The organism is Cupriavidus gilardii, assembly GCF_013314895.1.
Taxonomy (GTDB): domain Bacteria; phylum Pseudomonadota; class Gammaproteobacteria; order Burkholderiales; family Burkholderiaceae; genus Cupriavidus; species Cupriavidus gilardii_C.
In genome coordinates this window covers 257,566-279,847 of sequence record NZ_JABTYE010000002.1, presented here as the reverse complement: position 1 = coordinate 279,847, position 22,282 = coordinate 257,566, and the positions used below count along the sequence as shown (strand labels likewise).

Here is a 22,282-nt window from a genome sequence, read left to right as displayed (position 1 = left end):
CGGCTATTTGATTGTCAATTCTCCGCTCTCTACTTTATTTATCTACAGTAGCGGTGCTCAAGGTGGTAAATTCAGAAAGCAATGTGTTGAGGGTCTCGATAAGACTTGTCGCATGTTGATGTGCCTCTTCATTTCCGGCGCTTCCGACCAGGCTTCGCACTATTTCTGTGTAGAAGCTTAATGCGTTTGTGCTCATATATATGGCGTAGGAACCTTTCTCCGCATGCAGTACGCCTCGGATGAGCTTAGGATCGCACTCTTCGTTAGTGCGCTCGAAGAACCAGTTGTTAAATGCGTCCTCTCCCAGCGTATGTACCGAGTCTGATGCGGGTGCAAATACATCGTGATAAAAATGCTCGGCTCCGATTAGCCGAAGACGTCGTCGTGCGTCAGGCCACGCCTCTGCATCGTCGAGGCCGACTACCCAACCCCTCATCGTCTGAACAAGATTCATACGGTCTGAAGACGTCGCGATCACATCTTTGTCATCCTTTTCAATGGCATATTGATTCCATTTTTTTGCGCGCACATATGCATTATCGAAATATGCTGATAAGAACGAGCGGGAGCGTGATGTTGTCTTGTCTTCAAGGATATAAATCACATTGGTACAGTGTTCCAGTGCGATTCTGGATAGAGCTTCGACGGTGGTGAAACGCCGCCGTGTCAGGCATGCAAGAATTGTTTCAATTATCTCCTCTATTGCGGAAATGATTGTGTGGAGTTGGGATTGTTTGAGTGACGACTCTAGTGAAGATAGAGCATGAACATCAACGAGGCTACAACGAAGCAATGAGGGGCAGGGGCGGAGCTGCCGTATCTCTCGCCGTACCCTTCAGCATCAGCGCGCGTTAAGAATCGTCATATGGGGTGGTCGCGACGAATCGCTGGCATGTCACTCCTGATCGGCGTCGACACTTCAGCCTGCCCCTTTGCCCGCCGGAGTCGGCAATGCCGAGGTCCGCAACGTATCGGCAAGTTACCGATGGAGACATATCGAAAATCATTGCTGCATATAGGGTGAAGCCGGCGCGCTAACCCTTACGGGCAATAGGGTGAGCGCCGGTTTGGCCCCTAATCTAGCAACCGTCAGTGCAGGAAGGTCAATAGTCCCAAAAGACCGGCACCCACCGAAACGCCTCGCCCTGAACCGCCACCCGCCCAACGGACGGAAACGGCAGATGCGTCGCCACCAGCAGCTCACCAGTCTCCGCCGCTTCCCGCAACATACGAACCCGAACCTGAACCGACTCCACCGGGTCATGTTCGAAGCCGTTGTGCCAGTCGGGATGATCAAATCCCACCGGGAAGATCGCGTCGCCGGCAAATGTCAGTCGCTCGCCGCCTGAAGTCACACGGACCATGCTGTGCCCAGGCGTGTGGCCACCGGTGCGGAAAACGACGACCCCCGGCGCGACCTCGCACTGCTGGTCGAACAGCCGCAGCTGGCTGCGGTATTCGTTGGCGAAGCGCGTGGCGGCCGAGCGGAGCACGGGCGGTACCGGCGATGGCATGGTCGTGTCCGAGAAATCCGGCGATTCCCAGAACTGGACCTCGGTGGCGCACACGTGAATCCGCACGTCCGGATGCAGCTGCTCCTTGACGCCGTCGACCAGCAGGCCGCCCACGTGGTCCATGTGCATGGGGGTGATGACGATGTCGGTCAGGGAACCCAGGTCGATGCCGGCGGCAGCCAGGCGCTGGGGCAAGAGGCCTGCGCGCGGGAAGTCCGGATACTCGGCGCCGAGTCCGGTGTCGATCAGGATGATCTGCTTGCCGCTGCGTACCACCGCCACGTTCAGCGGCCAGTCGAACGCATCCGGCGGCAGGAACATGTCTTCGAACCAGGCCGCCCGGTCCGCGGAGTCGGCATTGGTGGCCAACGTTGCGGTAGGCAGAGCCAACACGCCATCGCTGATCACCAGCACGTCGATGTCGCCGACTCGTACCGCGTAGCGCGACGGAACCCGGTCGCCGGGAGTGGCCTCCCCGCGGTTTGGGGTGTTGTGTGTGTTGAGCATGATCGATCCTCCAAATGAGTCGGCCCGATTGCCGGACCAGCGCAGTCGGGCAATGGGTTGCTTCGGAAAAGGGAGCCCCGCTGGCTTGCGAGGCAGAGGTCACGGCGTGAAGGCCGCGTGACCACATCGTAGGCAGCAGGGGTGCGAGGCGGAAGGCAGCGTGCGGAATCACGGTGTTGCCCGATACGCACCAAACACATCGACAAGCAGGAAGATCGGTCAGGCAGAATCGCGCCTTTTCAATGTCTTGCGGACGCGGAGAATGGCGACCACACAAGAAAAAAAGCCCTGCTGAACCATCGTCCAGCAGGGCTTCTTATTAGCGAGATTGCGAGCTAGTCGATCAGCGCTGCGCCGATTGATCGCCCTTCGCATACACCCGTTCACCAGCCACCCAAGTTTCCAGCACCTGGATTTTCCAGATGTCCGCCGGTGCCACCTTGAACAGGTCACGGTCCACCAGGATGAAGTCGGCCCACTTGCCTTTCTCCAGCGAGCCCAACGTCTTTTCCTGATGCTGCGCGTAGGCGGCATCGAGGGTGAACGCGCGGAATGCCTGCGGCAGGGTCATCGCTTCCTCGGGATGCCAGCCGTTGATCGGGCGGCCTTCATGGTCGGTGCGTGTGACCGCGGCATGCAGACCGTAGAACGGATTGGCCGATTCGACCGGGAAATCCGAGCCGCCTGCAATCACGGTGCCTTGCTTCAGGAAGGTCTGCCAGGCATAGGCGCCCTTGATACGTTCCTTGCCGATGCGGTCTTCCGCCATGTTCATGTCGCTGGTCGCGTGCGTGGGCTGCATCGACGCAATCAGGTTCAGCTTCATGAAGCGCGGGATATCGGGCAGCGAAACCACTTGCGCGTGCTCGATCCGATTGCGCAAGTCGCGGCCGCCCACGTCCTTGTAGGCGACTTCCATCGCGTCGAGCACCTGATGGTTGGTCTTGTCGCCGATCGCATGCACATTAACCTGATAGCCGGCCTTCAGCGCGGCCTTCACGTTGGCCTGCATCGCGGCATCGCTCATGAACAGCAGGCCGCTATGCGCGTGGTCGTCGGTGTAGGGCTCCATCAGCGCGGCGCCACGGCTGCCAAGCGCGCCGTCGCCGTAAAGCTTGACGGCGCGAAGATCGTAGCGGTCGTTGCCGTAACCGATCAGCGGACCCTTGGCCGACAGCGTCTTGAAGTCCTCGCCGGTGTCGCGAATCATCCCGTAGATGCGCGTGGTGAGCTTGCCTTGGTCGGCGAACTCGCGATAGATGCGGTCGTCGGCGACGGTCACGCCGGCATCGCCGACGGAGGTCAGGCCCAGCGAGTTCAGGTGTGCGACGGCGGCAGCGAGCGCGGCGCGGCGATCGTCGTCGGAGTAGGGCGGAATCACGTTATTGACCAGCGCCATCGCCTTGTCGATCAGCACACCGGTCGGATTGCCGTTCGCATCCCGTTCGATGCGGCCACCGGCCGGATCCTTGGTATCACGGGTGATGTCGGCCGCCTGCAATGCCTTGGTGTTCAGCCAGGCCGCATGGCCGTCGACGCGCACCAGGCGCACCGGACGGTCTGATACCGCGGCATCCAGCTCGGCGGCAGTCGGGAAGCGGCCCAGCTTCCAGTTCACCTGATTCCAGCCATAACCGAGCAGCCACTGTCGCTGCGGATTCTTCTGCGCGTAGTCGCGGATCTGCGCTTGCGCTTCCTGCAGGCTTTTCGTTCCCGACAGCGAAATCTCGGTCGTCTTGAAGCCCAGTCGGAACACGTGGCCGTGCGCGTCGATCAGGCCCGGCAGCAACGTCTTGCCCTGGCCGTCGATGCGTTTGGCATCGGGATATTTCGCGCGCAGCGCGGCGGCGTCGCCGGTCTCCACTACCTTGCCCTGGTCGAACACCAGGCCGCTGAAGCTGGCGATCTTGTCGTTCTGCAGCGTGTAGCCCTGTACGGAATCGACCAGCGTGGGAGCGGCGTGCGCATGCACGGCCGCCATGGCGGCCAGTGCGAGCAGACTCGTGCGGATGGACTTCTTCAAGATGACTCCTTGTTGTTGTGCTGTGTTTTCTTATGGTGTTGTCGATGACGCCCGGGGCGGCGTCATATTGGCGGCAACGTGCCGCGAGTCATTGAATGGCCGGCGGTCTGCCTGCTACCGGCCAATATGACGGGCGGCATCATAAGAGAAAACCGCAGTGCGGAAAAGCCTGACGGAATGCCCGACCGGGAAACGCAGTACCATCGCCTTATCCTCTGCAAAGGAGTGCCAAGGAGCAGGGCATGCAGTTTCTCTGGCCACAAATGCTCTGGCTGCTGCTGGGTCTTCCGCTGCTGGTAGCCGCCTACCTGTACCTGATTGCGCGGCGCAAAAAAGCCGCCTTGCTGTATGCCAGTCTTGCGTTGCCGCGCGCCGCGCTGGGCCGCAGGCAACGATTGCGGCGTCACATCCCGCCGTTCCTCGTGTTGCTCGCGCTGGGCGTGGCCCTGTTGGCATGCGCCCGACCCACCGCGACCGTCACGCTGCCGTCCGACACCGTCACGGTGGTGCTCGCCATGGACACGTCCCGCAGCATGGCGGCCGCAGACGTCGCACCCACTCGCATCGCCGCCGCCCAGCAGGCCGCTCGCGACTTCATCATCGGTTTGCCAGCCAGCGTACGTCTGGGCATCGTGTCCTTTGCTGCCACGGCGACCGTGGTGCTTTCCCCCACCGACAGCCGGCAGGACATGCTCGACGCGATCGAGCGCTTTCAACTGCAGCACGGCACGGCCACTGGCAGCGGACTGATCCAGGCGCTGGCGGTGCTGTTGCCCGACGATGGCATCGACCTGGAGGCGATTATTTTCGGTGGGGAGTCGCTTGCGCCCGGCTCAGGCGGCAGATCGCTATCGGAGGCCGCTGCAGCGGAAGCCGTCCGCAAGCGCGAACAGGAGCAGCCTTCGGCGAGCCCCGGTTCCTATCGGCACGGCGCGATCATCCTTCTCAGCGATGGCCGCCGCACCACTGGCCCGGACCCTATCGATGCCGCTCGCATGGCCGCGCAGCGCGGCGTGCGGGTCTATACCGTGGGCTTCGGTACGCCGCTTGAGGAAGGGGCGCCAGTGCCGGGCCTTTCTTCCCCCGTGCAACTGGACGAGAGCACCTTGCGGCAGGTCGCGATGCTGACTGATGGGGAGTACTTTCAGGCGAGTTCGGCGGCTGATTTGACGCAGGTTTATCGGCGGTTGAGTAGCCGGTTGGCGCTGGAGCGGAAGGAGGTTGAGGTTGGTGCGTTGCTGGCGGCTGGGGCGGTGGTGTTGTTGGTCTTGGCGTGTGGGTTGTCGGTGGTTTGGTTTCGGCGGTGAGCACCTCACACGCGCACGTTCATTGCATTGTGCATTGCGATTTCTTCCTCAATCGCTTGCCGTAAGCCCGACCGGTCCACTGGGTGTGATACGAATACGCTGTTGTTATTGTCCGATGAGACGCAGCGCTTGATATGCGTGACATGGCCACTTTGATCGTACTGAACATGGAGGATACGCGTCGTCGATGAAGGGTGCCAGACGACTCGCTTGAGAAAATAGGACCGCCGATCGCCACGCTCTACGGGTCGATAACGAGCCCGAAATCAAGGGTCAGCAGTTCGTGCAACTCTTCCTTTGTCATGTCCTAGAAGTGGTCAGGTGATCAGGTATGTCGAAATGGCTATCGCGGCTTTCGGCTACGCGAATCGAGGGCTCCGACCATCGTGGACACGTCGTGCAGGAACGAAGAGAGAACGCCAGACGATCGCTCGGCCCGCCAAGCTAAACCAATCCGGTGCGGAATAGGTGTGCTGCTCTCCTGCGAGGTCTCTGAAGACCACGCCTTCACGATTCGAAGATCGGAATAGTTCGGGCACCAGGGCCACGCCTAGACCAGCGGCAACAAGGCCAACGATCGTTTCCATCTGCACGGCACGTTGCGCGACATGCGGGTAAAGCGAGCTTCGGCGCATGCCCGGAGGATTGTGGCATAGAGGCCGGGGCCTTCTCCGCCCGGGAATAGAACCAGGGTTCGTTTGCGAACGAACCCAATGAAAGCGGAGATGACGGCGTCAGCGCCAACGGATGCTCGGCCGGGATAGCGGCTGTCAGACGACTCTCCACTAAAAGTCTCGTCGAGACATGTGCTTCCTCGCCGGGCGGGATCGGTAGAGCAACAATACCGACGTCCATGCGATCAGTCAGGATCGCCGCGATTTGCCGTGCTGTCGTCGCTTCCTCCAACTCGAGCACCGCCATCGCATGGGTTCGCCGGAACTCGGTGACGATTTGAGGCACCAGATCGCGCACGGCGCTGGCGACGAAACCGATACGAAGCGTTCCAACGGAGCCTTCGCCGGCACGCTTGGCCATGGCGACAGCACGTTCGGCTTGAGCAATCGTCCTTCTTGCTTCTTGGCGCAGAACTTCGCCCGCGGCGGTCAGGCCGGTGATCCGGTTGCTACGTTCGAACAGCCGCACACCAAGCTCTTCTTCCATCTGACGTATCGCAGCCGTAAGGGGCGGCTGGGCCATGTTCAGTCGCTCGGCCGCACGACGAAAATTCATGGTTTCTGCGACCGCGAGGAATTGCTGAAATTGGCGAAGGCTAAGCATGCGATATATTTGGCGTATCAAACAGCAATGTCAACCGTATTCGACATATCGCTTCTGCTGCGCCAAGAAGGAAATGTTTGTTGATTGTTCGAGGTATTGAAATGGCAGAAAAGCGGATTGCAATCGTTACCGGAGGCGGAGCGGAATAGGGTTCGGCATCTCCTAAGCGCTCATGGAAGCTGGATATGCCGTTGTTGTTGCCGGTCGGAATGGAGAACACCTAAGGGAAGCAGCGGGTAAACTCGGTCCCGCAGCTCAGTGGCGACGCGCAGATGTTGGCTGCCGCACGGATGTGGAGAACGCTTTCGCTGATTTTGACTGCATCGACGTTCTTGTGAACGCAGCGGGATTCGTTCGCCCCGTTAGCCTGTCGACGCCGATTGGGGAAGCCGAGGAGAATTGGGATGCTGTTGTGGATGCCAATTTAAAAGGCAGCTTCCTCGCGGCGATGATTGCGTCTCCGCGACTTGCCGCCCCCGGCGGCCGCGTCATCAGCATCAGCTCTCCCGGCTTCATCGCGAACACCGGGTTCACCGGAGCTTGGCCGGACGACCGTGTTTCCGAGATCGTAGCCCAGACCCCACTGGGACGCGCAGGGACTCCTGCCGACATCGCAGGCACTGTCCTATGGCTTGCGTCCGAGGCTGGCTCATTCCTGACGGGTGCCATCATTCCGGTAAACGGAGGTTGGCGGATAGGGGGATAGGTGGCGATGCGACACGGCTTCGCCTTCAGCGTCTACCCGCGAACGGCCAGGGTCAGGCAGAGCGCTGGGGCATAAGGGACGTTTTTTTGCTTTCAACGCCTTCACAAGGAGAGCTGAGTGCCATTTCCAAGTGGATGCGGTTGCGCCGCTTGCCGTTACGTTCTTGACTTCCCGGTCCTGCAGGGCCAGCTATGCTTGCCACTGCCTGGACTGCCAAACCATGACGGAAAGCGGCTTCTCCCTTCATGCCGTCGTGCCGACATCTCGCTTTGTAATCGATGGACCTTTAGAGGGGTGGTCGCGCATCAGCGGTGACGGCACCCGTACCACTCACTACGTCTGCGCGATATGCAAGACCCGCACGCACAGCATCAATGTTGGTCGCCCCGGCTTGGCTATCGTGCGGACCGGCACATTGGACAATAGCAATGATGTCATCCCCGTTGTGCATATGTGGACCCGGCGCAAACTCCGTTGGATCGGGCTGCCAGAGAATACAGAGTCTTACGAGGAGGCTTTCCCTACCGAGCGTCTCAAAGACATTTTCTCGTACAACTTGAGCTAATTGCCGGGAACATGAGGCCTGACTCACAATTCGTGCTGAGCATCCCATCTTGGGAGAGCCAAGGTTAGCGCCGACACTCCCCGCGCCAGCGCAGCGCGTGGACGGTTCTTGATGTCCGGAGGATCGACCAGTGTTCGCTTCTGCCCGATAGCGGTGGGATGCGCACGCCTTCTGTCGACCCGTAGCTGCCATTGGACGCCATATGGCTCGTGCGGCAGTTTCAAAGTTACAACGGTCATCCGAACCTTGTTAAGTGATTGCGGGTGTCAATACCGTTATTCCGGCCCTGCCGCTTATCGTCGCAAAACCTAACGTGTCAATGCCTTCTCGCTGGAGCCTATGGGCGTTCACTTCCTGTGATGTGGGCGACCACGGGCGAACCTATTAAGCTCCGACCAAAAGTCGAAAATCTGCGACGGATGAATGCATTTTGCCTTGTGGTGTGTTGAGCAACCCGAAGACCACCATCTCGCGCAGGAGTTTGGTATCTTTTTTGTTGCACAAGTCTCGATTGCGAGTTAAACAGTGCGAGATGAGCAGATTTTCCAGGAACACTATGTCCCGATGCGTGCTGCCCGTCGGCTTCACGAGTTTTCCGTTAGGAGTATATTTCGGAATTAGGGTGAGGACTGGCGTTCCCCGGCGTCCAGCAACTACATTGTTAAAATGCATGAGCTTGTGGGGGGCAAAGCATTCCTTGCGAAACGATTGCTTCACTGCAAGGCCAACATACCAGGGCAGCACGCCTTTTCCCGCTCGTACGGAAAAAATGTAACAACCAATGCCACCGGAAGTACTTTCGCCGAGCTTGCCATCAACGTCATCCCAAAAATCGGCGAGCGATCCCGTGTCTGCGGCAATGAGACCGTTCGCGCTCCGCGGAATCTCGATTGGAGTATGAGGAAAAAAATTCAAAGCGGGGCCCCGTATGTAGATTGCGGACATATTTTTTGCACGGTACCTCAACCGAGTGACAACAGTCACTTTTCCGACCGGCGCGCCACTATACCAAAAGGAGTTCATCCTGCCGCGTGCGAGGTAGTGCGCGGGTACACTCTGGTTGAGTTCCGAGCGGACGTGCGAATGTCCCAAGGCGCGCAGGCGTGAGTGTCGCCTTTTGGCCGGCCGAGGTGTCATCAAACTTTAGTTTGCTCGGCCATCTCGAGCGCATCGTCGACCTCGGTCCCCACTCCCCGTGCTTCCGATCTTAGTGTCGCCAAGGAGCAACTGCACAGCGCTCACGTTCTTCGTTCGTCGGTAAATCAGCGAAGCCTTCGTTCGCCGCAATGTGTGCGTTCCGTAAGCCGAATCATCTAGTCCGATCTAAGCGATCCATCGGTGAACTAGCCGGTCGTACTGTCGCGTCGAAAGATGCGCTGAAGTCTGGGGCCGACTTGGAACAAATAGTCTGATGCGCCCAGGCGGTGTATTCGAATCCAGGCATTGACGCTCTCGCGTGTCTGCTCAGTGAGCTCGAACTGCACCGGTCGATGGGTTTTTTGCTGTGTTACCGTCGCGCGAGTAGCTACACGGTCGCCGTGGCATATGTCTTGGACCAGCAGTCGCGTCAGATCGCAAGCGCGGAGCTTGCTGTCGATCGCGAGGTTGAATAGCGCGAATTCGCGCTTTCGCAGGCATCTGCAGCCGTCCGGATCTCTTGGAGCTTCAATGGCCGCTTCTGACAGGCGATCTTTCCCGGGTATACGAGGTGCCGCAGGAGAACTTGAGGTGTCCATGGCGATCTCCTTTTCATGTGAAGGGAGATCTAGTTTTGCTCTGTTGTGTCGCACCGGTCGGTCGCATCAGTGAGCGTGCCGTCTTTGCAAAGAGTGAATGGACAGCTCACATACTGCTTGCTTTACAAGAAACAATTTGTAACAGACAATATACGTAATCACACACCGCGCGGTGCGCTTGCGCAGCTCCCGCAGCGGCCGCGACCTGGGAGAACCGCTTGCGTTCAGGGCTGACTATTTCAGACGGCACTCGCCAAACCACGTTTCCATTGTTCTTCTCGAAAGCAGTGGTCGTCGGTCTCTCCGTGCCAGATCGCGGCTAAGCGCTAGCGACAACACCACCGTGTTTCAGACAACATATGGCGCATTCGACGGGAACAGTTGGGAACGGCTGTGTCAGTTGGTCTTCAAGCGCAAGTTCACGGCTGACGGCTACACCCACATTCCGGCTACTCCCGGCGACTACGGTTTGGAAGGTTTCACCAAGACCACAGGCTGTGGGTACCAGTGTTACTGCCCGGATAAGGTCTACCCCCCGAAAGAGCTCTATGAAAAGCAGCGAGACAAGATCACGACAGACCTGAAGAAGCTTCAGACTAACGAAGGCGACTTAAAGAAGGTTTTGGGCGCGACCAAGCTGCGGCGCTGGCACTTGGTGACACCGACCATCGCCCACAACGACCTCATCAAGCACGCCCAGACGAAGGAGGCCGAGGTTCGGGGGTGGAACCTGTCAATCCTGGCGCCCGACTTCCAGGTGCTGGTGCATGACGCCGATCACTACGCGACTGAGATTCAGGAAATGAAGCTTGCCGTCGGCCAGGCGCTCGATTTCGGCGGCTTGCCGACCGTCCTGCCTGAGCTGACTGATAACTCTGAAACGTACGAGAAGAATGTCATGCGCAAGACGCGAACGCGACTTGCGAGTTTCCCGGCGGACAAACTGGAGGGCAAGGTCGCGCGCCTCTACACGAAGACCCTGCGCGAGTTCCTCGACCACGGCCCCCACCTTAAGCGGATTAACGACACAGCGCCGACCGTCCATTCGAGGCTGGCGCGGATCATCAACGGCTACGAAGCGGACATCGGCGAGACGTGCGACACGTGGGTGGGGACACCCCAGGAGTTGACCGAGAAAATCCGGGATGGTCTGACGGAGCGAATCGTCAAGGAGCTCGCACCCGCTATCGACCAGACCGGCGCGGCTCAGATCGCGCGCCTTATCGTCGCGAGGTGGATTGCAGTTTGCGAGGTCGACTATGACTGAAGCTATCGCCGTCGGGCCTCAACGTCTGCGCTTCGTCCGGCGACCGTCTCCGGTGCTGGTCGAGCATCGGCCGCTCTACAAGATCACGCAACTGCTTCTTGTTCTCCAGATGTCGTCTCGCGGCGGGAGGTCGACGTTGCCGCGCCTGCATCTATTCAACTGGGCGCTGAAGAGTACCGACCGCATTCAGAAGCTGGTTGACTCCGCGAAGGCCAAAGTACTGAATATGACGGCGTGGGGTTTCGACCCCGCCCTCGCCATAGCCATTCGGTTTGCCGTGGCGGAGAGATTGGTCGATGCCACCTCGACCGGATACCAACTGACAGAAAAAGGTCGAGGCTTCATTACCGAAGTCCTCAAGGATGCCGACGCCTTCGCACCCGAGCGCAAGCTTCTGATGCAAATCGGTAAAGACATCACTGAAAGCATGGTCGAGAAAGTTGCGAAGGGATGGGAGTCGGCATGAAAATCAGGGCCGTAAAGCTAAGAATCAGCACAGCAAGGGGAGAGTTTGGGTTCAAGTTTGAATTCAGCCGTGGCTTGACTGTTATCCGCGGCAGCAACTCGAGCGGTAAAAGCACGTTCTACAACACCTTGATTTACGGCTTGGGCATGGAAGAGCTCATCGGCGGCAAGGGCGAGAAGATGCTGCCCTACGCGGTTAAAGAGTATTTCGTGCAAGGCGATAGCCGCGTCGCGGTGGAGAGCTCCGAGGTTCTTGTCGAGCTGGAAAGCGCCTCTGGGCGAAGCGTCACGCTACGTCGCATAATCCGCGATCCCGTGCGTCAGTCTAAGCTGATGGAAGTTTTCGAGGGCGCCCATCTCACGGAGGGCACCGAACTCGGTACACCACGGCCGACCTACCTTTTTGATCCTGGCAGCGCCCAGAAGCAGGGGGGATATTTCCAGTTTCTCGAAGAATTCATGGGTTATCAACTGCCTCAGGTTCCAACGACGAACGGCGGCATGGCCAAGTTGTATCTGCAGACTATCTTCGCCGCGCTCGCCGTGGAGCAGAAGCGCGGGTGGACTGACTACATCGCCAATATCCCCTTCTTTGGCATTCGCGACGCACGTATTAGGGTCACTGAGTTCTTGCTAGGCCTGGGAGTGTTCGAGCGACAGGCCAAACGAGCGGCGCTCGACGCTGACTCCATGTCGATTGACTCGGACTGGCGTAAGACCTACGACACTTTGCGACAAGCAGCAGCGGCAAACGGCATCGTGATTGAAGGCCTATCTGCCACGCCGGTTTCGATGTTTGACCCCGCGGCTGTCCTGCTCGTGAAGTCCGATGGCAAGACCAAGACCTCCCTGCTAGACCAAGTCAGAAACCTTCGCTCCGAGCACAATGCGCTGGGAGCGAAGGCGGAGGCATACGGAAAGGCCTCCGGAGCAGAGGCTCTCCAAGAGCTAGAGCTTGCCTCGTCTGAATTGCAACGGCTCAGCGTTCTGCATGAACGTGCGACCACGAATCTGATGCTACAGAAGGCTGCGCTAGATGAACTGCGCCTCCTTCTGGCCGAAGCCAATGAAGATCTGGAACGGAACAAGACGGCTCTGAAGTTGCGGAATCTCGGCGCCCAGATGGAGGTCGAGGTCGCAACCGACCATTGCCCAACCTGTCATCAAGCTGTCGAAGACACTCTCCTACTCGGCATCGTGACGGGTCCGCAGATGGACCTAGATACCAACATCAACTATCTCGACAGCCAGCGGAAGATGCTGCAGAACCAGCTCAAGGGAGCGATAGAGGAGATTCGTCAGTCCGAAATCGTCGTCGCCGACGTAGCCGCCCGCTTGGCGACAACTCATGACTACTGCAACTCGCTGCGCGGCGACGTGAGCACCGGCGTGGCGGAATCTCGCGCCATCGTCCGTCGACAGATCCAGATCGAACTTGAGCTGTCGAACTTGCAAGCATTCAACGAGCAGGCGGCGGCCCTCATGGTTACCTTCGGAGAGATTGCCGACCGTCTGGCCGCGAACCAAGCTGGCAGGCGACTGCTTCCTAGAGAGGCCTACAGCGATGCCGACATGTCGAGAATCTCGCTCTTCGAGAAGAACTTCAGAGGCAACGCCAGTTCGTTCGGATATGAGAGTGCGGAGATTGCTGACATCCGTATTAGCCTGGACACGCTGACACCCATCCTCTCGGAGCTGGAGTTGCGTGAGATTATTCGCCCGAAGGTGCAGGCCAGCCTTACTGCGGACTCGAGTGCGAGCGACTTCGTCCGCCTCATCTGGAGCTACCTGCTGGCCCTGTATCAAACGTCTGCGACGCGCGGGTTCGAGGGGCGGCACCCCGGGCTTCTCCTGATGGATGAGCCTGGCCAGCATTCGATGCGGTCAGCCAGTCAGCGCGCGCTGCTTCAGTTGCTGATCGCGCAGCGCGGCCTTCAGACCATCGTTGCAGCTTCGTTCGATGAGAACGAGTCGGTGTTCAAGGAAGCAACCACTGGACTGGAGTTCCAGCTGATTCAGTGGGAAGGCAAGGTCATCCAACCCCTAGTCGAATGAGCGAAATGATCCGTCAAAGCGGCTTAGTCGCGTGGGTTCTTGCTGTCAGGGCGCCTTCTCGCTGGCGACATCAAGCGCCCGGCGCGTGCTGAAGTAGATGCTGGTTCCGTCGGTGCGCACGACCTTGGAAGGGCACCTACGTTAGGCCGTACACGGGGGATTGTCGACAGTTTTCATGCCGTAGTCGAATATCTGCTTTTTTGGCCGAAGGCGGACCGCCAACGTCGGCTCTCCGTCGACCGCCCCCCCCCCGAATCCGCCAGCCAAGATAGCCAGCGTCCATCGAGTCCGCCGGTTAGTGTCTCTGTACCAATGTGCCCCGTTTACCCAAGAGCATGAAGAAGGGCGTATGCAGATAGAACGTGTCGACAGAATCGCGCCAGAGGCCTTGTCGGCGGAAGACTTCTCCTTTGACATCGAGTACGAGGCGGTCGCCCCATTCGATGGGCCCGGCATGCCGAACGTGGTGCCAGTGGAGCCGCGGACAAAGGTCTACGGACTTGATGAATCGTTATCCGAACCGGACTCCGATTCAGACCGCTTGCTGCTCGCGGCGAAGGATGGATCGCATGTTGCAGGCTACTTGCTGGCCACCCCGGGGTGGAATGGCTGCGCGAGCATTGACGACATTGCCATATCCCGCCGCTACCGTCGCAGCGGCGTCGGCAGACGCCTTATGGACGAAGCCGTGGCGTGGGCGGAGGCCTTGAACCTCAGGGCGATCCGGCTTGAAACGCAATCGTCCAACGTTTCAGCTTGCCGCTTCTATGCGCGGTACGGCTTTGTGCTGGGTGGGTATGACCGCTACCTGTACAGCCAGCTAGACGAGGATGTCAGAAAGGACGTCGCGCTGTACTGGTATCTGTTTCTGTAGCTCCCGAACTTGGCGTATCGCCGACGCCAATGCCCTGTCCTGACCGCATATGGAGCGCGACCGTAATGCCGGAATAGTCTGCTATCGCGGGTCGAAACTCAGTTCAAGTCGCGTGCCACCCGCTCCATCACCATCGCGTGCCACTTGGGACCGTTGCCGGACAGCTCCGGCGCGAACTCGACTTGAACACCGGGATAAGCGCGGACCCGTTCGTAAAGGCGGTCGAGTGAAGACCGATCCGGCACCTTCAATGCAAGGTGGTGAAGGCCAACGGTGTTCTTGCGATCGAAGGGGGCGTACGCCGTTGTATCCGCGACTTGCCACAGGGTGATCTTCGACGTCCCATCTGTTACGTACGCCGCAGGATAAGCCGGGTTGCTGCCGAATACGCGCCACCCCAGGCATTCCGTAAAGAAGCGCGTCGAGGCTTCGAGATTTGCAACGGTAAGGCCGATGTGGTCGATGCCTAAAGTCGCGGCAGTCATTGCGTCTACCTCCATTCTTTATGTTGGCTGGCCGAGATTGTGGCATGGCCGAATGGCCTCGAATAGGCAAAACCACTTGCGTTGTCAACGGCATCGCGCATATGATCCACATACGTTTCATATATGGTATCGAAATGGGCATAGTGAATATCGACGACGATCTGCACGATCAAATTCGCAAGGCGAGCGCCGTATCGTGCCGGTCGATCAATGCGCAAGCGGCGTTCTGGATCAAGATCGGCATGCTGTGCGAAATGAATCCGACGCAGAACTTCAATGAAATTGTGGCGGGGGAATTGCGGGCGGCTGGTGTGGCGCCGCAAGGCATCAAAGTCGCGTCGACATGACGAAGCGGCCGGAAGAAATCGCCATCATGGTGGAGTCGGGCAGATTGCTGGCGCAGGTGTTTGGCTATCTGGATCGGCTGAATCTGATCGGCATGTCGACCATGCAAGTCAACGACCTGGTCGACAGCTTCATCGTCAACGAGCTGCAAGCGCGCCCGGCAAGCAAAGGGCAGTACGGCTATGCCTACGCGCTGAACTCGTCCCGCAACAGCGTGGTCTGCCACGGCGTTCCCGCGACGTCGGACATCTTGCAGAACGGCGATATTGTCAACTTCGATATCACGTTGGAGAAGAACGGCTATATCGCCGATTCCAGCAAGACGTACCTCGTTGGCGACGTGTCACCGCTAGCCAAGCGCCTCGTGCAGATCACCTACGAGGCCATGTGGAAGGGAATCCAGACGGTTCGTCCCGGCGCGAGGCTCGGCGATGTCGGGCACGCGATCGAGCGGCACGCCCGCAGGCATGGCTATTCGGTCGTAAGGGAGTATTGCGGCCATGGCATCGGCCGGGAAATGCACGAACCTCCCGAAGTCCTTCACTGGGGACGGCCACGAACGGGGTCGGTGCTGCGCGAAGGTATGGTGTTCACCATCGAGCCGATGATCAACCAGGGAGGCCACGCCGTTCTGACGGAAGACGATGGCTGGACGGTGGTGACGCGCGATGGACAACTGTCCGCGCAATTCGAGCACACCGTGGCGGCGACGCGAAACGGCGTGAGAGTCTTGACGTTGCGCCCTGATGAGAAGGCGCCGAATTTCGGGTCATGAGGTCCGTGGTAGAGTCGTTCGTGGTTCTTGATCGACTCCACCGCTCAACACAACGATATGGAAAGCGCCGCCGATAAGGACAATATGCCCACGCAAATTCCGGCAATCGTTCCCGAAAAAACCGCGCTGTTGGTCATGCACTATCAGACCGACATCCTTGAGTTGTTTCCTTCGGTCGCGCCCACATTGCTCGCCAATACGCGCGCGCTATGCGACGCTGCGAGGGCCAAAGGCATCAGCGTCTATTTCGCGAAATTCCATTTCAGCCCGGGCTATCCGGAAGTCAGCGCTCTGAACAAGAACGGGCAGGGCGTCAAGCAACTTGGCCTTTTCGTCGAAGATCAGATCTCGGCGGAGCTCGGCCGGCAAGCCAATGAACCGATCATCATCGCGCACCGTGCCAGCGTGTTCTTCGGTACCGACCTGCAGGTAAGGCTATCTGCCCAAGGCATCGATACGCTGATCATCGTCGGCATTGCGTCGACCGGCGTGATGCTGTCTTCGGTCGCATACGCCAGCGATGCGGATTTCCGTTTGTTCACCGTCAAGGATTGTTGCTACGACCCGGATCAGGTCGTGCACGATCATCTCTTTGCAACTGCATTCGAGTCGCGTACGACGGTGCTTTCGTTGGCCGATGCGTTGGCATTGCTTGGCTGACACTGCCGCAGCTTGGCCGGAGGGACCGTTAGCCAAAGATAGAAATGTGGGAGCACGGAGCGGAAGCGGCGAAGCATACGGTGGCACGATTTCCCCTTCCCGTGGAGCATAAGAAGGGCGCCATAAAGTCATTCCGCCGATGCAATTCCCAGCAACGAAGATGCCCGATATCGCTCAGTCGACCACAAACAGCTTCGCCCCAGTCTCCGTATACGAACGATGCGCTTCTGCGTTGTCCGCAACCTGATAGCTCATGCCTGGCTTGAGAACATATTTCCTGCCATCCTCGAGCTCGGTATGTAGCTCGCCTTCCAGGCAGAACAGGATATGTCCCTTGGAGCACCAGTGATCAGCGAGGTAGCCGGGAGTGTACTCGACCAGACGAACCCGAATTTGGCCGAAGGTACGTGTATGCCAGTAAGCCGTCCCGGTTTCGCCATGATGCTCGGTACGTTCAACAGTGGACCAATCCGTCGTGCCGAAAGGTATGTCGCTCATCTGCATTGCTTTGCTCCAGGTGTTGCACTCAAACTTTAGTGGCCTCGCATCTCGGCGAATGCGGGCCATTGATATAGACGAGGCATGGTAACCGTCTGCTTTCTTGCCGCTAGTCGAGGCGCAGTAGGGCACGTCCGGTTGGTGCACCGCTTATCGGCATATGCTTTTCTATGGCCAGATACGTCAGGTCAGGATGCTGCCTTCGGCGGGACGTGGCGTGCGAGGAACCGATCCAATTGGCCAGCGAACGCCTTGCTGTCCTGTGAAGAATATGGCGCAGGCCCGCCGGTTTCGATGCCCGAGGCGCGAAGCTGGTCCATCACCTCACGCATCGTCAAACGCTCCTGGATATTCTCGCGGGTGAACCAGCTTCCCCTCGGGTCGAGGACATGAGCGCCCTTGTTCAGGGCGGCGGAGGCAAGGGGTATGTCCGCCGTAATGACGAGGTCACCGGTGTTCACCAGCTCGACGATACGGTCGTCGGCAGCATCAAAGCCCGCAGGCACCTGGACTGACTTGATGAAGCGGGAAGGTGGCGTGCGCATGTACTGGTTGGCCACCAACGTGACGCAAACTTCGACGCGTTGCGCCGCTCGGTACAGCATTTCTTTGACGACGACAGGGCAGGCGTCTGCGTCAACCAGGACTTGCATCGCGGTAATCCGATTGAGGGGGGACGGTCATGATACCGCCTGCCTGGACGGGCACCCCCCAAGAGCTGGCACAATTGCGCCTTTCCCATGAAGCATCAAAAGGATTCCCATGAAGTCTTCCCGCCGCTACAACCACCGCCAACGCAAGAAGCTCCATATCGGTGAGTACCAGGAACTGGCGTTCGAAGTGATGGCCGATCTGACCGAGCCGGCTCGCCAGGGCGACACCGAGGCGCTGCTTGACCGGTTCCTGCAAGAGGCAATCGAGGCCAACGGGTTGCTGATGGCCGGCGCCATCGACGAAGGCCAGCTGTCCGCCTATATACTGCTGAACGCCGCGCGTGGTTCGGTCAGCGCGGAGCAGCGCGAGGCGGTCGAGAAGTGGTTGCAGGCGTCTGGCGACTTCGAGAACGTCCGCGTCGGGCCGCTGCGCGACGCGTGGTATGGGGCTGGTCCAGGAGTAATTGGGGCAGGCTGAGTGGGCGTTCGGCGCGGACGCGTTCCCGCCGCTACCGGTATTGGCGTCGCGGGAGCCCGGGGGGCCTCCCGCAAAGCTTTATTCCCAACCGTACATCGCACGATCGTAGAGACACGCCAGCTTGCGAAACGCCGTAGAGTAGGCGCCCGTGGCGAATCGGTCGGAATGCTCCGCCAGGAATTTCTGAATTGTTGGATAGTCTTCGCGCGTCCATTGTACGAAAGGGAGGTACTGCGCGACGATTTCCGGTGTGAGTCGTCCGATCATCTCCGGAACAGACAGATCTCGATAGTTCCGGCGAAACCCCTTGATCAGTGCTTTGGTTTGAAAGTCGATCGGCGTCAGATTGACATACTTGTCGGCATCGAAGCCCGATGCCCGATACTCTTCGAGGCTATTGACGCCGGCTCCTCGTAGCAAGAAGAATACCGGCAGGAATTTCAGGCTTCTGGAAAGTCGAGGTAGAGTTTCGCGTAGTACGCGATCTGCTTCGTATCCTTTGTCCCGGTGAATCAAGTCACTGTAGATGTCGACGGTAGTGATTGCCGTATAACCGACATCGCCAACTTGAACACGTTCTTGTTCCTGTCTTTCGGCGGCCACTCCGACGCCGACCACGAATTCGATGTCTTCCTTGCCTTCGACGCTATCGACGTCCACTACGACGAGTTTCCCATGAGGGTCGCTCGTCTTGACCAGTTCGTACAGTTGCTCCTTGCAATATCTCAGCACACGAGCAGGAATCTTGCGTTTGGTTGACTCGATTGCTTCATACACTCCCACGAACGAGGTGGCCTGTATCAGCGTGATGGGAATCTGTACCTTGTCTAGAGCGATCATCGTTTGGGAAATCGTGTCCCTGTCATCCTTGGAGCGCTGTACGAAGATTAGGTTGTTGTTAAGTTGCTGGAGCTTGTCTTGGCCGATGCAAGAGCAGATCGCGCGGAGCAAGGCGATGATGTTGTCGTCGTTCAGAGAGTAACCCATGAAGATCACGGGATGTTCAACAAAAATGGTAATCAGTTTCGCCGCAAGATACGCGTTTCTCTCGTTGAAATCATGATAGTCATGCTGCGTGAGCACCAGACTTCGTGGCGTATTCACGCAGCCATGGATCTTGTAAATCTCCCCGATCGACTGCGGGTTGGAAAAGAGTAGTTCGTCCTGGCCGACATACACCCGATAGTCCGGAAAGAGGGACTGCAGAAACGTATCCCAATTCGTGGTGATGATGCCATCGACGTTCAGGCGACTGAGCGCTGCCACTTCATCTCCATACTGACCTTTGGCGTGATCAGCAAGCTTGACGCTCTTGAGATAGTCGCAGATTTCTACGCGTAGCGGCCCAGTACGATCAGCGATTTTCGTTTGGTGCTTTTCCCGGCTCTCTTGATAGTTCGGATGGCTCCACCACACCTCATGGAAGTCATCGGCCATCAAGCCGGCCACCTTCGCGAGATTGCCGTTGGCGGATGAGAGGTAATACTCGTAGGGCTTAATATGTTGACAAAACCTGCGCAGAAGTCCATTCCAGTCTTCCAACCCAAGATAGCGGCGCGATAGGCCGGAGCCGGCAAAGAGGAAAGGTCCTGAACTGTGTGATCTGAGTAGTTGCGAAAGGGATTCTGCGATCGTCATAATAGCTTGTAGGTCTTGAGACTTGAGCGACTACTCGGTTAGTCGGGTTGAACCCGTAGGGTTGTGTGCACCGCCCGTTAGGGGCCCATAGGAAGCAGTAGACGAAGTTGCTTCGGTGTGTCCACCAAATCGGTATCACGTATGTATCGCGATCGGTGCCGCGCCTTGCCGTCGAGCGATCGCACGACAATATCGCCTTCGGCCACAAGTGTAGTTAATGCGTCTTTGTACATGGATGCTGTGGCAGGCGTGCCATTGCACGTTTCGGCAAACAGGCGAGAGAAGGGTCTTGGGCCCGGGTGGTCATGGATATGTCGGGCGAGTTGGATGACCAACTCCTTATCCGACTTGGCGCGCGCAACATCGTCAAACTTGAACCCACCGTCAAACTCTTGAAGAAATCCCATAGTTTGCGGCGCGAGCATGTTCAACCCGGCTCCGCCGTAGTGCATGAAGTGATTGCTATGCATCCAGTGGACCTGTTTCATAACATCTTGGGCCCGATGGTGCTGCGAAAGATGGACCAGCCAATACTCGCCGTGGCCCGCACCCGTTCCGCGAATGAAGAATGGGGTAAAGAATGCAGCGCCGCATCCAACTACCAAGGCCTCGTACAGCGCCGCCTGAATAAATCGTCGCCAGTCTGCGTCGTTGCGTTTTATCTCTTCAATGGATCGGCCGCCCAAGTGTTTCAGTATGTCCACACGCAGAGTTGACGAGATTTTCCTCGCGAGTTCGTCGTTGGTGTAGGTTGCGAAGGACGAAACATGGAACGTTAGAACGATTTCCGCATCGCGAGCACGCGTAAAAATACGCTGGATAACGGAAACCGGAACCTCTGTGTAACCGTACTGGTCAAGAAAAAAGAGTGCGGTACCCGACCGAGGCGTGTGCTGTGCGATGCGTTCCAGCACGTTGTCCACGGCCGCGCCGAACTCCGCATGAAGGATGTGGATCGCGGTGCCAATTGCTGCCGAGTAACCACCTGTCTTTAGCGTGTCGCGCAAATGGTCGAGCGCCCTCTTGTCCCGATCGATAAAGACGTATTGCACATCAAGCAGCACGTGCTTTGGGCGGTCGCGATTGACTATCATCGAGGCTGCTTCAACGGCCCGAATAATCCGGATGGGGGAGCCGTCGATCAACTCGCCGGTCCCTTCGAGGCGGTACAGCCCACCACCGCAGAAGCCATCCACCAAAGTAATGCGGATCCGGTCACGGCCGCGGGCGTTGAGCAGTCGCTGCTGAAAATAGCGAATCAGGTAGTCGACCAATACTTGGTGCTTAGTAAGGCTGTGCGGCGCAATCTCGGCCGGGCCATCGCTCCAATCGTAGTGACGTTTTGCCAAGTCAGGACCTCGAGCGCGGATTCCCAATCTACACCGCGGTGCGTGGGAATTGATCCCAGTGCTTGCCGGCCAATATCCGGCCTGTCTTTCCTTTGCCGATGGCCGCTACCGATACCTCTGTTCCATCGTTGCGGATGACCTGGATTGGCGTACTTCTTCTCAACAGGCTCGCAACTTGTTCGACCGGTGCCCAGTGCCCCCATTGCTTGAAATGGAAGGGGACTCTGGCGCTCGCGCATTGGCGCTGCAATGCGACGAGCCAGGCCGGATTCATCGGTCGGGAGCGAGGACCAGATTCGCCTCCGGCGATCACCCAATCGACGCGGTTGCCCTTGTCGTTCGGGATGAGGAATTCAGAAAGATCAATGGCCGACAGCAGCGGCTCGCATGACAGAAATCTGACCGATGGCGATGAAAATTCCAGCAGGTGCTTGATGCGTTTCTTCGCCGTTGCTTGATCTTCGGCGGTCGTGCCAAGCCAGACGTTTTTGGGAAACTCATAGCCCTTTGGCAATTGCTTGCGCACCAGATGGATGCGCTTTGTGAGGAGCAGCCAATCTAGGTCAGGCGTCTGCTCAATGAGGTCAAGCAGACGCCGTCTTTCGGATGCCAAATCCGAGCGGTTCTCGAATACGTCGGCCATGGACGCGCAGAATACACGCCTGCGAGTCCCGTCTTTTGCTGCGTCCTTATTCCACTTCAGTGGCTCTTTCCAGTGTGCGTCGCTGAAAAAACGGCGGGCGTTGTGGGGACCCCAGAGGTCTTCGCCGAGGCGCTTTGCCCAGGTCTCGGCATAACAGTTGTCACAGGCGGCGGATACCTTGACGCAACCCCACCAGGGGTTGAATGTATGGTGTGTCCATTCTATGCGTGAGTCTTTTCCCATTGCCGCCAGCATGATCCGGTTGCGGCTATTGTACTCTCAGGAAAACGGACGCTGAAGTTTCGGGCCTATGTGAAGAGGGCCGTTTGTTGTGTCGCAGCAGCATTCCCCACTTCCGGAGGGGATGAATCATGCATGCGACGATCGCGAGATGGTTATTTGTCGTAAATCGAATAGTGTCGTAATGTGTCCCGATTGCGATGCAAGGGGGCAACGTGCTA

The 22,282-nt window shown here is 58.3% G+C and carries 23 protein-coding genes and 2 pseudogenes; 12 read left to right on the top strand and 13 right to left on the bottom strand.

Annotated features, from left to right (window positions below; translation table 11 throughout):
* Positions 1-34: 34 nt before the first annotated feature.
* The 3 genes from HTY53_RS03085 to HTY53_RS03075 form a co-directional block, all read right to left on the bottom strand.
* Complete coding sequence (locus HTY53_RS03085; RefSeq protein ID WP_254599766.1) at positions 35-793, bottom strand: DUF5677 domain-containing protein; 759 nt, start codon at positions 791-793, stop codon at positions 35-37.
* Between the two features lie 310 nt (positions 794-1,103).
* Complete coding sequence (locus HTY53_RS03080) at positions 1,104-2,021, bottom strand: MBL fold metallo-hydrolase (protein WP_174104981.1); 918 nt, start codon at positions 2,019-2,021, stop codon at positions 1,104-1,106.
* A gap of 343 nt (positions 2,022-2,364) precedes the next feature.
* Positions 2,365-4,044: an amidohydrolase gene (locus tag HTY53_RS03075; protein ID WP_174104980.1), complete on the bottom strand. Its 1,680-nt coding sequence runs from the start codon at positions 4,042-4,044 to the stop codon at positions 2,365-2,367.
* A gap of 254 nt (positions 4,045-4,298) precedes the next feature.
* Between HTY53_RS03075 and HTY53_RS25120 the strand changes: the two are divergent.
* Positions 4,299-4,499 (top strand): annotated as a pseudogene (locus HTY53_RS25120) (VWA domain-containing protein); the annotation flags it as partial.
* Positions 4,500-4,559: 60 nt separating this feature from the next.
* Positions 4,560-5,351 carry a VWA domain-containing protein gene (locus tag HTY53_RS03070; RefSeq protein ID WP_438820921.1) on the top strand — a complete coding sequence of 264 codons (792 nt, stop codon included), beginning with the start codon at positions 4,560-4,562 and terminating at the stop codon, positions 5,349-5,351.
* 359 nt (positions 5,352-5,710) lie between these two features.
* On the opposite strand, the gene HTY53_RS24715 is transcribed toward HTY53_RS03070, so the two are convergent.
* Entirely contained in the window at positions 5,711-5,938 is a 228-nt protein-coding gene (locus tag HTY53_RS24715) for a hypothetical protein (RefSeq protein WP_254599765.1), read from the bottom strand.
* A complete protein-coding gene (locus HTY53_RS03065; RefSeq protein ID WP_302480463.1) occupies positions 5,859-6,629 on the bottom strand; it encodes a LysR family transcriptional regulator in 771 nt (256 codons plus the stop codon). Before HTY53_RS03065 ends, HTY53_RS24715 begins: the two co-directional genes overlap by 80 nt.
* Positions 6,630-6,801: 172 nt before the next feature.
* Here HTY53_RS03065 and HTY53_RS03060 point away from each other — a divergent pair, with 172 nt between their 5' ends.
* Positions 6,802-7,335, top strand: coding sequence for an SDR family NAD(P)-dependent oxidoreductase (locus HTY53_RS03060; RefSeq protein WP_254599764.1), 534 nt, complete (start codon positions 6,802-6,804; stop codon positions 7,333-7,335).
* 130 nt (positions 7,336-7,465) lie between these two features.
* Positions 7,466-7,900 carry a GFA family protein gene (locus HTY53_RS25010; RefSeq protein WP_368040888.1) on the top strand — a complete coding sequence of 145 codons (435 nt, stop codon included), beginning with the start codon at positions 7,466-7,468 and terminating at the stop codon, positions 7,898-7,900.
* Between the two features lie 384 nt (positions 7,901-8,284).
* On the opposite strand, the gene HTY53_RS03050 is transcribed toward HTY53_RS25010, so the two are convergent.
* Together HTY53_RS03050 and HTY53_RS24710 are read right to left on the bottom strand one after the other, a co-directional pair.
* A complete protein-coding gene (locus tag HTY53_RS03050) occupies positions 8,285-8,845 on the bottom strand; it encodes a hypothetical protein (RefSeq protein WP_174104976.1) in 561 nt (186 codons plus the stop codon).
* Between the two features lie 191 nt (positions 8,846-9,036).
* Positions 9,037-9,653: pseudogene (locus HTY53_RS24710) on the bottom strand (tyrosine-type recombinase/integrase).
* Positions 9,654-10,036: 383 nt separating this feature from the next.
* Between HTY53_RS24710 and HTY53_RS03045 the strand changes: the two are divergent.
* The 4 genes from HTY53_RS03045 to HTY53_RS03030 all read left to right on the top strand — a co-directional run bounded on the left by HTY53_RS03045 (position 10,037) and on the right by HTY53_RS03030 (position 14,297).
* Entirely contained in the window at positions 10,037-10,903 is an 867-nt protein-coding gene (locus HTY53_RS03045; RefSeq protein WP_254599763.1) for a hypothetical protein, read from the top strand.
* Complete coding sequence (locus HTY53_RS03040; RefSeq protein WP_174104974.1) at positions 10,896-11,369, top strand: hypothetical protein; 474 nt, start codon at positions 10,896-10,898, stop codon at positions 11,367-11,369. The genes HTY53_RS03045 and HTY53_RS03040 overlap by 8 nt, the downstream gene beginning before the upstream one ends.
* A complete protein-coding gene (locus HTY53_RS03035; protein ID WP_174104973.1) occupies positions 11,366-13,423 on the top strand; it encodes an ATP-binding protein in 2,058 nt (685 codons plus the stop codon). The genes HTY53_RS03040 and HTY53_RS03035 overlap by 4 nt, the downstream gene beginning before the upstream one ends.
* A gap of 349 nt (positions 13,424-13,772) precedes the next feature.
* On the top strand, positions 13,773-14,297 hold the full coding sequence (locus HTY53_RS03030) for a GNAT family N-acetyltransferase (RefSeq protein ID WP_174104971.1): 525 nt from the start codon (positions 13,773-13,775) through the stop codon (positions 14,295-14,297).
* A gap of 98 nt (positions 14,298-14,395) precedes the next feature.
* Here HTY53_RS03030 and HTY53_RS03025 read toward each other — a convergent pair whose 3' ends face one another.
* Complete coding sequence (locus tag HTY53_RS03025; RefSeq protein WP_368040887.1) at positions 14,396-14,782, bottom strand: VOC family protein; 387 nt, start codon at positions 14,780-14,782, stop codon at positions 14,396-14,398.
* 134 nt (positions 14,783-14,916) lie between these two features.
* On the opposite strand from HTY53_RS03025, the gene HTY53_RS03020 reads away from it, so the two are divergent.
* Genes HTY53_RS03020 through HTY53_RS03010 form a run of 3 tightly spaced genes read left to right on the top strand, consistent with a single transcriptional unit; the run spans position 14,917 to position 16,562 of the window.
* Entirely contained in the window at positions 14,917-15,129 is a 213-nt protein-coding gene (locus tag HTY53_RS03020) for a ParD-like family protein (RefSeq protein ID WP_174105073.1), read from the top strand.
* Positions 15,126-15,902 carry a type I methionyl aminopeptidase gene (map, locus tag HTY53_RS03015; RefSeq protein WP_174104969.1) on the top strand — a complete coding sequence of 259 codons (777 nt, stop codon included), beginning with the start codon at positions 15,126-15,128 and terminating at the stop codon, positions 15,900-15,902. The genes HTY53_RS03020 and map overlap by 4 nt, the downstream gene beginning before the upstream one ends.
* Before the next feature lie 57 nt (positions 15,903-15,959).
* Positions 15,960-16,562 (top strand): isochorismatase family cysteine hydrolase, encoded by a 603-nt coding sequence (locus HTY53_RS03010; protein ID WP_174105072.1) that lies wholly within the window; start codon positions 15,960-15,962, stop codon positions 16,560-16,562.
* A 174-nt stretch (positions 16,563-16,736) separates the two neighbouring features.
* Here the strand turns inward: HTY53_RS03010 and HTY53_RS03005 are convergent, their stop codons facing one another.
* Together HTY53_RS03005 and HTY53_RS03000 are read right to left on the bottom strand one after the other, a co-directional pair.
* Positions 16,737-17,066 carry a DHCW motif cupin fold protein gene (locus tag HTY53_RS03005; protein WP_174104967.1) on the bottom strand — a complete coding sequence of 110 codons (330 nt, stop codon included), beginning with the start codon at positions 17,064-17,066 and terminating at the stop codon, positions 16,737-16,739.
* 182 nt (positions 17,067-17,248) lie between these two features.
* A complete protein-coding gene (locus HTY53_RS03000) occupies positions 17,249-17,713 on the bottom strand; it encodes a YaiI/YqxD family protein (protein ID WP_174104965.1) in 465 nt (154 codons plus the stop codon).
* Between the two features lie 109 nt (positions 17,714-17,822).
* On the opposite strand from HTY53_RS03000, the gene HTY53_RS02995 reads away from it, so the two are divergent.
* A complete protein-coding gene (locus HTY53_RS02995) occupies positions 17,823-18,191 on the top strand; it encodes a YggL family protein (RefSeq protein WP_174104964.1) in 369 nt (122 codons plus the stop codon).
* 78 nt (positions 18,192-18,269) lie between these two features.
* Here HTY53_RS02995 and HTY53_RS02990 read toward each other — a convergent pair whose 3' ends face one another.
* The 3 genes from HTY53_RS02990 to HTY53_RS02980 form a co-directional block, all read right to left on the bottom strand.
* Entirely contained in the window at positions 18,270-19,829 is a 1,560-nt protein-coding gene (locus HTY53_RS02990) for an SIR2 family protein (protein ID WP_174104962.1), read from the bottom strand.
* A gap of 77 nt (positions 19,830-19,906) precedes the next feature.
* Positions 19,907-21,178 (bottom strand): three-Cys-motif partner protein TcmP, encoded by a 1,272-nt coding sequence (locus HTY53_RS02985; RefSeq protein WP_174104960.1) that lies wholly within the window; start codon positions 21,176-21,178, stop codon positions 19,907-19,909.
* 28 nt (positions 21,179-21,206) lie between these two features.
* Complete coding sequence (locus tag HTY53_RS02980; protein ID WP_174105071.1) at positions 21,207-22,064, bottom strand: DUF5131 family protein; 858 nt, start codon at positions 22,062-22,064, stop codon at positions 21,207-21,209.
* Between the last annotated feature and the right edge of the window lie 218 nt (positions 22,065-22,282).